The 11,879-nt window shown below is 57.7% G+C and carries 13 protein-coding genes; all 13 read right to left on the reverse strand.

The annotated features are described in order from the left end of the window. Positions 1-7: 7 nt before the first annotated feature. Complete coding sequence (gene fliD / locus H4Q31_RS08730; RefSeq protein ID WP_185178685.1) at positions 8-2,146, reverse strand: flagellar filament capping protein FliD; 2,139 nt, start codon at positions 2,144-2,146, stop codon at positions 8-10. Positions 2,147-2,214: 68 nt separating this feature from the next. Beyond that, entirely contained in the window at positions 2,215-3,270 is a 1,056-nt protein-coding gene (locus tag H4Q31_RS08735) for a glycosyltransferase family 2 protein (protein ID WP_185178686.1), read from the reverse strand. Between the two features lie 90 nt (positions 3,271-3,360). Continuing rightward, positions 3,361-4,170 carry a flagellin N-terminal helical domain-containing protein gene (locus tag H4Q31_RS08740; RefSeq protein WP_185178687.1) on the reverse strand — a complete coding sequence of 270 codons (810 nt, stop codon included), beginning with the start codon at positions 4,168-4,170 and terminating at the stop codon, positions 3,361-3,363. 144 nt (positions 4,171-4,314) lie between these two features. After that, the gene (csrA, locus tag H4Q31_RS08745) at positions 4,315-4,536 is read right to left on the reverse strand and encodes a carbon storage regulator CsrA (protein ID WP_185178688.1); all 222 of its coding nucleotides are present in this window, start codon (positions 4,534-4,536) and stop codon (positions 4,315-4,317) included. Next, positions 4,530-4,961 (reverse strand): flagellar assembly protein FliW, encoded by a 432-nt coding sequence (fliW, locus tag H4Q31_RS08750; protein WP_185178689.1) that lies wholly within the window; start codon positions 4,959-4,961, stop codon positions 4,530-4,532. Before fliW ends, csrA begins: the two co-directional genes overlap by 7 nt. Before the next feature lie 78 nt (positions 4,962-5,039). Continuing rightward, positions 5,040-5,609, reverse strand: coding sequence for a DUF6470 family protein (locus H4Q31_RS08755; RefSeq protein ID WP_185178690.1), 570 nt, complete (start codon positions 5,607-5,609; stop codon positions 5,040-5,042). Between the two features lie 39 nt (positions 5,610-5,648). Beyond that, positions 5,649-6,584: a flagellar hook-associated protein FlgL gene (gene flgL, locus H4Q31_RS08760; RefSeq protein WP_185178691.1), complete on the reverse strand. Its 936-nt coding sequence runs from the start codon at positions 6,582-6,584 to the stop codon at positions 5,649-5,651. Positions 6,585-6,629: 45 nt separating this feature from the next. Continuing rightward, positions 6,630-8,207 (reverse strand): flagellar hook-associated protein FlgK, encoded by a 1,578-nt coding sequence (flgK, locus tag H4Q31_RS08765; protein ID WP_185178692.1) that lies wholly within the window; start codon positions 8,205-8,207, stop codon positions 6,630-6,632. Positions 8,208-8,252: 45 nt separating this feature from the next. Next, on the reverse strand, positions 8,253-8,750 hold the full coding sequence (locus H4Q31_RS08770; RefSeq protein ID WP_185178693.1) for a flagellar protein FlgN: 498 nt from the start codon (positions 8,748-8,750) through the stop codon (positions 8,253-8,255). A gap of 36 nt (positions 8,751-8,786) precedes the next feature. Beyond that, on the reverse strand, positions 8,787-9,050 hold the full coding sequence (gene flgM, locus H4Q31_RS08775) for a flagellar biosynthesis anti-sigma factor FlgM (RefSeq protein ID WP_185178694.1): 264 nt from the start codon (positions 9,048-9,050) through the stop codon (positions 8,787-8,789). A 107-nt stretch (positions 9,051-9,157) separates the two neighbouring features. Beyond that, on the reverse strand, positions 9,158-9,553 hold the full coding sequence (locus H4Q31_RS08780) for a helix-turn-helix domain-containing protein (RefSeq protein ID WP_185178695.1): 396 nt from the start codon (positions 9,551-9,553) through the stop codon (positions 9,158-9,160). 97 nt (positions 9,554-9,650) lie between these two features. Beyond that, on the reverse strand, positions 9,651-10,463 hold the full coding sequence (locus H4Q31_RS08785; protein WP_185178696.1) for a ComFC family protein: 813 nt from the start codon (positions 10,461-10,463) through the stop codon (positions 9,651-9,653). After that, positions 10,460-11,879, reverse strand: a 1,420-nt coding sequence (locus tag H4Q31_RS08790; protein WP_185178697.1) for a helicase-related protein, incomplete at its 5' end; no start/stop codon positions are given. The genes H4Q31_RS08790 and H4Q31_RS08785, both read right to left, overlap by 4 nt.

An 11,879-nucleotide genomic window follows, 5' to 3' on the forward strand; every position in this document is an offset into this window, starting at 1 on the left:
ATCCTCCTTATCCTCCGAATGCGGATTGCAACCATCCGAGCGTGCTATTGCCCTTCGCGACCGCTTGCTCCAGAGCCGAGAACCGCTTGTAATAGTTGTCTTCCTTCGTATCCAACTTATCCTGGAATTCGTCGATATCGTTCTCCAAATCGTGCAATTGCTTGCCAAGCGTACTCGTAACGGCATCCTGAGCTGTAGATAAACCGCCGGCCTTCGTAACCAGTTGAGTGATCGAGGTATTCACCTGATTATACATCTGCTGCGCGATACCCGTCTTGGCCGCAGCGCTGTCCCCAGGCTGATTGGCGAACAATCGAATGACACTCTCCGGATCCTTCTGGATCGCCGCGCGAAGCTTGTCCTCGTCGATCTGCAGATTGCTCGATGTGGTAACGTCATACCCTGCAGAAGAGTAAGCGGTTGTCGTAATTCCGATCTTGAACAACGAATTATAATCGGTTGGGAGCGTGTCGACCGTTGCGCTGGTCAATTGCCGAAGCGTACTGCTGATCGATCGAAGCACGCTATCGTTATGCAGGACGCCCAGCTTAGCCTTGTCTTCCCACAGTTTAATCTCATCATCCGACATTTCCTTCCGCTCGTCGTCCTTCAACGGAGGATAATTCTTGTCCACCGTCTCGTTCAAGCGCTTCTTAATAAGAGTCTGCGCTGCGTTATAAGCATCTACGAAGCTCTTAATGGAATTGTAGATGGCGTCCGTGTCCTGCGTCGAGTTCACCGTCACCGTCTTGTTCGGATCGGCGCCCAATAGTGTATAGGATATATCGTCGACCGTGAAGGAATTGGAGCTTCGATGGGATACGGTGCCGTCGATGACGACCTCTGCATCCGTGCCGCTCGCCGACGAATTGGAGCTTCCGAACCCTAATGCCTTCATCAGATCCCCGGATACTTCCACCTTAGACGCTGCGCCTGTCGACTTCGAAGCGATAGCGAAGCTGTCGGTCACGGAATCATACGTCATTCTCACGCCTGCAGCGGATGAGTTGACCTTACTCATGATCGATGTCAAGGTGTCCTCTGCCGTGTAGGAGAAGTCAATTCCATTCACCTTGAACGATCCGCCGGCCGAGAGCGGAATGTCGAATTGGCCCGCGATATCGCCGATCTTCGAGCTCGTGCTCACCTTGAACGATTGGCCCGGCGTGAAACCGAGAGCCTGCAGTCCGCTGCTTGAACCATACGCGTTGACCGAGAGCTGTGGCAGGCTGTCCAGTGAACCTTCCGGCCGCAGCGTGAGCTTCCCGTCTGCAACGCCTGCCGTAACCTTGCCATAACCAAATGCGGCATCCAACTGACTCTGCAGCGCATCCTTCAAATCGTTCGCCGTATACGGAGTATCCTTAGCCGGAATCGTGATCGTCTTCGTGGAACCATCCAGCGTCACCGAGAATTGGTTGTTTGCACTTGTTATACTTAAATCAGGCGCATTAGCAGCCGTAAGCGGAGTAATAGCGAACGATTGTCCATCGGAGAAGCCCAGGTTCGCAAGCCCGTCTCCGTTGCTATTCACCTTTAATTCCGTGAAGCTGCTCGTCGTCCCCAGCGGCTGGAGTCCGATCTTGCCGTCCGCCGAGACCGATGCCTTCAGTTGACCGCTGCCGAATTGAGCATCCAACTGGCTCTGCAGCTCTGCCGCCAGTTCATCGGCATTGCTATAAGTACCCGGCGTCAATGTGATCGTCTTCCGCGACCCGTTAAACGTTACGTCCAACGCATTGTTCGAATTGGTGATCTGCAGCGAGGCAGGCGCGGCAGCGCCCGTCATTGGCCCCGTCGATCCGGACACCGTCTTGCCCTTTAATGCGGCTCCCGTAGCGAGGCTATTCACGACGAGGCTATGCGAAGACGCGCTCGCGCCCGACCCGGCCGTGACGGTCGCAACGCTCGTATCGGACGAAGTAGCCTTCGTCGTCTGCCACTTGGAGGAGAAGCGCAAGTTATTCAAGGCCGTATTAAAGGTAGCTAGCTGCTTGTTGATCTCTCGATAAGCATCCGACTTCCACGTAAGCGTCTGCTTGTTCTGCTTCATCTTATCTAGAGGGATTCTCTCCGCATTCATCAGCTGCGTGACCAATCCTTCGATATCCATGCCGGAGTTAATTCCCGTAATACGAGTGACCATTATTCAACCTCCCAACAAGAGGATTCTATTACTATATATATCGTCATGGGCCGCCGTTTTCTAAAGGGCTACCTCGGCAATTGCCGTAATCTATTTATCGCTGGCTCATACTGATAGGTTGAGGCAATCTCGTAGGCGGTTCGCGCCTTCTCGATCTGTCCCGTCAACTCGTAGAATAGGCCGACGTTATAAGCTGCTTTGAAGGAACCGACCCCTGCTACGGTCGCATAGTTCGATGTCTCTCCGATCTCGAGAGCCTGTAAGAAGTAGCGCTCAATATCCTGTACCTTCATCGTATCCATGGCGAGCAGCCCCAATAGGAAGGGCAAGTCCGGGAACGAAGGGTATCGCGACAAGTAAGGGGTTAACAGCGCCTCGGCTTCCGCGCTGCGATTCAAATTCTTAAGCGCATAGCCATACATAACAAGCATTGGCGCATAATACAAGCGATCTTCCTCTTGCAGCCCCACGCACAAGCGGAAGGACTCGCAAGCTTCTGCGTAGCGTTGGAGCGAGTAATGCAGTTTCCCGATCTGATACCGCAAATATCCGTTATTCGGCTCAAGCGTTAACTGCTTGCCGTACAGCTTCAAATACCGTTCTTCCTTCTTCTGCGCTTCATACACCGACTTCTCATAACCGATATGCTTAATGCTAATATCGCTCGGCACAGCATGAACAGGCTCTGCATTCTCGAAAAGCTGTTCATGGACGATCCCTTGATAACGGAACGAAGGCGAATTGGGGAACAGGCGGACCATCTGCGTCCGATGCACTTCGCCGTCGATCTGATTCCAGATCGATACGACCGCCGGCTCGCCCGGATGCTCGCGAACGAACGCTTCTATCTGTGCCGGAGCATCCTCGGCAAGCTCTTCGTCAGCATCCAGAATTAGAACATACTCGCCAGTCGCATGGGCGATCGACTCATTGCGGGCGGCGGCGAAGTCATCCTGCCATGCCCAATGATGGACCTTCGCGCCTAGCGATTCGGCTACCCGAACCGTGTCATCCGTCGATCCCGTATCGACGACAATCTTCTCATACTCGGGAGGGATGGACCTGAGCGCATGGGGAAGCTGGGCGGATTCATTGCGAACAATCATACAGACGGATATGGTCATAGTTCCTCCGGATATCGGCGTGCCGAACACGCCCTGATATAACGAAAGAAGCCCTTGCGGGCTTCTCTCGTCCAATATGGGCCGATACTATTATTGCAGCAATTGCAGTACGCCTTGAGGCGCTTGGTTCGCTTGCGCGAGCATAGCCGTCGAAGCTTGCTGCAGGATGTTGAACTTGGTGTAGCTCATCATCTCGGAAGCCATATCCGTATCGCGGATACGGGACTCTGCAGCCTGCAGGTTCTCGGACGTCGTGCCCAAGTTGTTGTACGTATGCTCCAGGCGGTTCTGCGTTGCGCCCAGTGCGGAACGCGCATTGTTGACCGTGTTGATCGCGGTGTCGATCGCAGCAAGCTCGCCGGAAGCGGTGGAAGCGCTCAACGAAGTCGTAAGGCCGCTCGTCAGCGTCGAGATGTTCGCGTCAGCCAGCGTTACGGTAACGGTCATCGCAGCCGTGTCGCCTGTTTGGATCGTAACAGCGCTGCCGCCGCTCAGCAGCGTAACGCCGTTGAACTTGGTGTTGGTGGCGATGCTGTCGATCGCGCCCTTCAGAGCTTGGTACTCCTTGTCCATAGCAACCAAGTCGGAAGCGTTGTACGTTCCGTTGGAAGCTTGCGTTGCCAGTTCCTTCATGCGGCCCAGCATGTCGGATACTTCGTTCATCGCGCCTTCAGCCGTTTGCACGAGCGATACGCCGTCTTGCGCGTTGCGCGATGCTTGGTTGAGGGACTTGATCTGCGCGCGCATCTTCTCGGAGATCGAGAGGCCGGCAGCGTCGTCAGCTGCGCGGTTGATGCGGTAGCCGGAAGACAGCTTCTCGCTGGACTTGCCTTGTTGCGTGTTGTTGAACACAAGGTTGCGGTGAGCATTCATTGCGTTCAGATTGTGATTGATAATCATTGCTTGTTTCCTCCCTGAATGGTCATATATCCACTTCCGTGTGGATAAGGACGCATGTCCTCAAAGAATATATCGGCAGATTGCTAACGCACTTTAGAGCGGATTCGTATTTTTTGGCAAAAAAGTTTGTTGTGCTTCCCTCTCTCACTCAGGCAAATCCTTCAACTGCTGCAGGCTTGCTTTCGGAGCGGCGGCTTCACGGTTGCTCTCCCGCACTTCCTCATACACTTCCTTGCGGAGAATCTTCAGTTCCTTCGGCGCTTGAATGCCTATCTTCACTTGGTCGCCGTCAATGGCGGAGACGACGATCTCGACGTCATTGCCCAGCATGATGGACTGCCCGATCTTCCGCGTCAGAATCAGCATGCGTCTTCCCCGCTTTCCTTCGGAGCGGGCTTGAACAGCCTCTCCTTGGTGCCATAAGCGTAAGGAGACGTCAGAATAATTTGACGTCCTTGATGATTGGTTACGTTAATAATTAACGGCGCCATCAAATTAACGGTTGACTCCAAGAAGGGGTTCTTAACGTTGATAATGGACAGCACCAGCACTTCCTCCGGCTCCTTGATCTCCAGCTCCGCCTTGTCCTTCTCGTCAATCGCGAACTCATAAGCCGGGAAGAAGCGGAACGGCGACGTCACGATGAAGCCGGTATTCGGATCCTCCACGCTCTCCAAGTAGCCGAACGACGGATTCTCCTCCGCCACCGTGAATCGAAACTCATCGTAAGCATCAAATCCAAGCAGGCTTCCCTTGAAGCCGAACACGCGGTTGTGCAACTTCTCGAACATAAACAAAGATCCCCCTTCTGGTGGAAAAAAGCACCCCGATGCGGCGCTGGCGCTTGGGATGCTTGCTAACGATTAAGATTACGAGTACAGATCGTACTCGCTGACGTGTATATCAATGGAGTTGCGCTGCCGCGAATAGATATCGACGGAGCCCGGATGATATTGAACTTCCGGCTTGCGCGGCGTATAGCTAATCTCGGCCTTATGCGGCGTGACTTGAACAGACGCGTCCTGCGGCGCATAGCTTACCTTCACGTTCATATAGCCGGCAGCCCCCGTGTATGACACGGAGGGCCGATCGGCCAGCGCGTCGCTTCGCGCAATCTGGGCGAACGGATTGCCGGGACTTAGCAGATCCCCCATCCGTTCTCCATCCTGAGCCGTCTTGGCTATCCCCTGCAGCAGTATATTCTTGCTCTGGCTGTAGATTCGGCTGCTCCAGGCCAAGTTGCCGCCTTTGCCCAGCGCATCCCACGCGGCCGCCGAATCGATCGCCAGCCGGCCGGGCGGAGACTTGATCTGCAGATCCGCCGGCTGCTGCCGAATCGACTGATCGCCTCGCGGCGAACGGATCGATTGGCTGCCCGGCTCTGCCTTCATGCCGATCTGTCCGAACGTCTGATGGATAGACAGCCGCTGCAGATTCATGATCAAGCCCTCCCTCCCGGCGAATCAGTCACACCATTCTTAACCCAAATAATCAACAAGACTCTTCTGCATCAGCTTCGCGCCTACGGACAGGGAAGCTTGATAGACATTCTGCCCATTCTGAAGATTGACAGCTAACTCCGCAATGTCTGCGTCCTCGGTGCTGGACAGCATGCTCGTGAAGCTCATATTCAGATCTTCCACGCGGCTGCTGACCAGATCCACGCGATTCGTCACCGCGCCGACTTGCGACCGGACCTCCAATATCGCGTCCATTCTCGAAGTGAGCTTGTCCATCAGCTTAGCCGCCGTATCCGTCTGACCGTCCTCGAAGGACTTCTGCAGACCCTTCAACACAGCAAACATATTGTCGCCGTTCAGGTTGTCCAGATCATCCAGATAGTCCGGAGTGGCTGGGACCGGTTCTCCGAACACATCAACCCCCGTCACATTCACCGGAACCGAGGTGTTATCATAGATCTGAATCTCAATGTGCTGGTCGTCGCTCGACTGTGTCGCAGCATCTTCTTGCGTATAGGGCGGCGTCTCCGTCATCTGACCGTTGAAAATATATTTGCCGTTAATCTGCGTGTTGCCCAAATTGACCGCTTGATCATAAATTTGGCCAAGCTCCTCGGCAATTGCATTGAGCGCCGTCTGCGGGTTCGTGCCGTTGACGCCCTGGGTCGTCAGTTCCTTGGCCCGCTGCAGCAGTTCGTTGATCGACTCGAGCGCCGAGTCCGTCGCATCCAGATTCGTCTTCGCCGAGCTGATGTTGCGGACATATTGATCCGTCACGTTCAACTGGCTGCGATAACGCATCGCGTATGTAGCCCCGATCGGATCATCGGACGGCTTGTTAATCTTGCGCCCCGTCGACAGCATGTTCTGGTTCTCGTCGATCGACAACAGGTTGTTGTTAATATTGCGCAAGATCTGGGTCTGCATCATTCCTTGCGTCACGCGCAATGCCATCTCGTGCACCCCGCTCCATCTTGATTTAGTTAACGCCGCTTATTCTTAACGCCCTACCATGCCCGTTCCGTTAATCAGCTTCTCCAAGATCTGGTCCATCGTCGTCATGAAGCGGGCAGCCGAGCTGTAAGCGTGCTGGAACTTCAGCAGATCAGCCATCTCCTCGTCGAGGGACACGCCGCTGACGGACTGGCGATTGGAATCGGCCTGGTCAACCAGCAGCTGCTGATTCGTCGTCTGTACAAGAGCCGCTTGCGCTTGAACGCCGAGCTTGCCGACCATCGATTGGAAGTAATCGTCCATCGTGCCGCTCGTCACCGCATTGCTCGAATCGCCGGCCATCGTGAACTTGCTGCTCTTCAGCCCCGCCATCAGCAGCGCCAGCGATTTGTTGCCGCTTACGACGGTCTCCGGCGAACCCTCTACGCGCATCGACGTCGCGATCAGCCCCGGGTTGTCTACGATATCCTGGTTCAATTGAATGTTCGCCGCCGTAATATCACCGCCGTCCGAAGCAACGAAGAACTCGCCGGCCGGAGTTCCCGATGAACCCGGCAGGTAGCCCAGTTGATGCAGGCCATTCAAGCCCTTGACCGTAACTTCCAGGTAACCCGACTCTTCATTAATCGTACGGTTGCCGTTCGCATTGCTATACGTAACGCCGTCCAGCACCGTTCCTTCCGGCAGCACCGATCCATTCGGAATCTTGACGACGACTTCGCCGTTCGCGAGCGTATTCGCGATGGTGTCCAACTGCTTCGTGTAATCCGCGACGTAATTGTCACGGGCATAAATCGCACCATACATGGAACCGTTCTTCAGATCGCCGGATTGATAAGCCGATTCCAGCGATTCCGCCGTCACCGGCGTCGCCGCGCCGCCGGCCGCGCCGTCCACCAGCGCCGTGCCGCCCATCATGACGGTGTAGCCTTGCTCGCCATCCGTCACCGTGACGTTGACTAATTTGGACAGCTTGTCGACGTACAAGTCCCGCTGATCCCGCAGATCGTTCGCATTGTCGCCATTCGATTCCACCTTGCGAATCTGCGAATTCAATTCTGCGATCGCTGATGTGAACGAATTGATCTCGTTAGCGCCCAAGCTGACGCTGGTTGTCAGATCGGAGCTCAGACCGCTCAGCAATCCGCTCATCTGGTTCATCGTCTGCGCCAGGGTGATGGCGTTCTGAGCGACGATCGTGCGGCCCGACAAATTCTCAGGATCGTTGCTAAGATCCGACCAGGAGCTCCAGAAGTTGTCGATCAATTCGCGAAGCCCCGTCTCGGACGGCTCGTTGAATATCTGCTGCAGCTTATCAAGCGTATCCTGCTGCACTTCCACATTGCCAAGCGCCTGGTTCTGGTCGCGGAACTGGTCGTCGAGGAACGCGGTGCGAATCCGGGTAATAGACGAGTACTCAACGCCGGTGCCCAGCTGTCCCGGAGCCGTGGACCGCGTCATGCCGAAGGCTTCGATGGACCTGGACTCGGTGAAGTTCACGCGCTGTCTCGAGTAGCCCTCCGTATTGACGTTCGAGATGTTGTGCCCGGCCGTGTTCATCGCCGCCTGCTGGGCGAATAGGCTCCGTTTGGACGTCTCGATACTATGAAAAGTTGATGTCATGCGAGCACGACCTCCTTGGATTGTCCTTACAAGCGCTGCTGCGCATCAGATCCGTGAATCGAATAGCCCGCTTCCATAGCGCTTGTTCGACTGATTCATCGGATGCTCGTAGACGAGGCCTTCGTTCGGGTTCTCGACCATGAGATCAACCGAGAAGCGGATGAAGTCCAGCGCTTGGCGAGTGAGCAGCTGATTCTGCTCGTTCGTCCGCTTCAATTCGCCCAACAGCTCGGACAGCCGATCCTGAAGCGAGAGAATCGCCCCCTTGTCGTCCGGGTTATGGACGGCGCGAGCCAAGTCCGACATTTGCCCGACGAATCCGTGCAAGCCCTGAGCGGCGAAGAAGCCCTGGGTCTCTTCGATCCGAAGCTGTTCCAGCTCTTCCGCCTGCTTCGCCAGCTTCCGCTCCTTCTGGACGATGGCGTTCAACTGATCTACCTTGTTATGAATGAGCGCTTCCGTCTTCTCCCGTTCGGCGGCGAGCAATTGCTCGTACAGACCGGCTTGGCTTCGAAGCGTCTCGATGATCCGATTAACGGTCAAGTCAATCCCTCATTCCTATAGATGGCTGAAGGCGAACTAGAGGAGATACGGCAGCATTCGCTCCGCAAGCTTCCCTGCATCCACCTTGTACGTGCCTGTCGACACCGCTTGCTTCAAGTCTTCAATCTTCTCCGAGCGAGAGCCTTCCGTCTGCTGGCTGTTCGTCAGCATCTCCTGCGCCTGAGCCGATATCCGCACTTCGTCCCTCTGCTTCTGCTGGCCGCTCTTCTGCACCTTCGTCTCATGCTGCTTCTGGTATGCCAAGATCGATCCGATCCGGTTGGGCTCGTTGATTTTCATCCGGGATTCACCTCATCTATATCGCCATAATTAAAAAAAGGCCGATATCCATAAAGATAATATCGGCCGGAAGCTGTTATTTGTTAATAGACGGGCAACTCGCTTAATTAACGATCTGTAATCTTGTACGTACGATTGGCATTCGCCATATGACTGCGCGATTCCAGATCGGCGCTGGCGCTGCTGAAGTCCGCCTTCAATCGGTCCCGGCAGCCCGTGCACATGCTTCCTTCCCGAATCGGCATGCCGCACACTTCGCAAGGATACGTTAAATTCGGAGCGTCCACCATCGAGATGCGCCCTTCCTTCACGAACTTGGTGATCTGCTTCACCGTCACGCCCGTCGCTTCGGACAGCTCGGTAATCGTCATGCCCCTATGCTCTCTCAGGCAATCCGCGCAAGCCGTATATTCCTGTTCAATCTCCTGATGACAATTCTGGCAAATATCACGGAAATTCCGGGCGAAAACTTTGCCGCAGCGGGAACAGTTAGCTATTTCCATGATCGGAGCCTCCAATCTCGACACCTATCGACATGAATTTCTCTTACCGCTTATTGTACAAGATTTCCTGCGAGAGCGGTAGCTTTATTTCCCGGCATCAGGAGCGTGCCCACAGCGCCCCGTACACCTCGCACCCCGGCCATTGACCGCGCAGCGCGAAGGCGCACTCGTTCATCGTACTCCCCGTCGTATAGATGTCGTCGATCAACAGAATCCGGAGCGGCCGTGTTGCGAATATGGCTTCCGCATCCGGTCGCCTTCCCGCTCCCTCGCCCGCCGCATGCAAGGCTGCGAAGTTGCCCTTCATGTTCTCCATCCGATCCCGCCTGCCCATCAAACTCTGCTTGCCGGAATTGCGCACCCGTCTAAGCATGGGCCTATACGCCATGCCGTACCAGCGGGCGATCCAGACCGCCATCCGCTCCGCTTGGTTAAACCCCCGGTCCTCCAGCCTTCCCTCCGCCAGCGGCACGGACGTCACGAGATCGAAGGCGCCGCCTCCGGCCGCTCGAGACGGCTGCGATTCAAGCAGCCGCTCCACCGCCGATGCGAGCATCGCGGCCATGAACGGCTCAAGCTTCTCCAGCCCGCGGTACTTGTAGAGGCCGAGCCATTCCTTCATCGCATCGTCGTAGCGAACCGCCCCCCGGCAATGCTCGAAGTGACGCCTCCTCCGGCGCAGGCAGTCGCCGCATCTCTCCGGCCGGCCGCAGACGGGGCAGACGCTCCGGACAATCCACGGAATCCGCCGCAGGCAGCCTTCGCACAGCTCGCGAAGCGCCTCCCTTGGCGCGGCGTGCCGAACGGGAATCGGAGCCGAGGCCGGCCCCCGCTTGTCCCTCCCGCACATCGGGCAGCTCCCGCCGCTCGCCGCCAGCCAGCCGTGCAAGCGCTCCAGCCACCCTGTCATTGCGCCGCCCCCTCGGTTAACAGATAACCTCTGCGGCGGGCGATTCGGTTCATCATCCGAATCTGGCGCTCCGCTCCGCGTTGGAATGAGGTCCGGTAGGCCGCGCAGAAGAATACGCGCCCGTTCGGGTCGTCGCCGGAGCGGCCGGCTCGGCCCGCCATCTGCACGAGCGCGGCCTCGTTGAACATCGCGTGGTGAGCGTCCAGGATGAAGACGTCGCTGCGAGGAATCGTTACGCCCCGTTCCAGGATCGTCGTCGTGACGAGGAGGCGAAGGCCGGCCCGGCGGAAGGCGCCCACCTTCGCCGCGCGGTCCGGGTCCGTGGACGAGGTGCCGCCGATCGCAGCCGGATCCAGGCCGAGCCGGCCGGCTTCCCGCCGCAGCAGATCCACGAGCGGTTGGACGTGCCGGATATAGGGCACGAAGACGAACAGCTGCGCATTGCGTGCGGCAGAATGCTTAAGTTGCTTGCCGAGCGCAGCCGGCAGCTTGCCCTTGCTCTGGCCGGCCCAGCGGTGAAGGGGCGGCAGCGGGATGCGGCCAGGCACCGGAAGCGGATGCCGGTGGTAGCGGACGGGCACTCGCGCGCAGCTGAGCCGCCCCCGCTTCACCGCGCGCTGCATGGACGCGGGCGGCGTCGCGCTCAGCAGCACCGCCGCGCCTGCGGGCTTGCGGGATTTGGCGGCGGCGTGGTGAAGCAAGGGATCGTTGTGATAGGGGAAAGCGTCGAGTTCGTCGATCAGCACCAGATCGAACGCTCCTTGGAACCGCATCAATTGGTGTGTCGTGGCGAGCGTCAAGTCGGCGTTCGCCCACCGGTCCTCGCTGCCGCCGTATAGGACGGCGCGCGAATAGTCGGGGAACGCCTTCGCCAGCCGCGGCGCCAGCTCCAGCACGACGTCGCGCCGCGGCGTCGCCACGAGCGCGCGTCCGCCTCCGCGGAGCACGGCGTCCAGCAGCGGGAAGATCATCTCCGTCTTGCCCGCGCCCGTGACGGCCCAGAGCAGGAAGCTATGGCTGTAGGCGTCGTTGCCGGAGAGGCCGGAGATGCGCTGGACGGCAGTTGAGCCAAGCGACAGAAGCCGGCGGCGGACGGCGGCGGCGGGGCTGCGCGGACGGTAGATAGCGGCTTCGGCGGTATAGCGATGCGGACGGCGGCTGGCGTCCGGACGGCGTGAGCGTTCAGCAGCAGTTGCGGCTTCGGCGGCGCGAAGCGCGTTCTCGCGCAGGAAACGGACGGCGGCAGCCGACGCGTCCTGCTGCGCGGGGCTCAGCCCCCAGCGGTCCATGGCCGCGCCCGGGGCCAGCGCCATCGGCTGCTCGCTCGGCTCGGGGCCGAGCACGAGCAGCCCGCATTCGCGGCTGCGGCCGAGCGCGGCGCACGCCTCGCATACGGCGCAGCCGCTTCTGCCGCAC

The organism is Cohnella lubricantis, from assembly GCF_014212015.1.
Taxonomy (GTDB): Bacteria; Bacillota; Bacilli; order Paenibacillales; family Paenibacillaceae; genus Cohnella; species Cohnella lubricantis.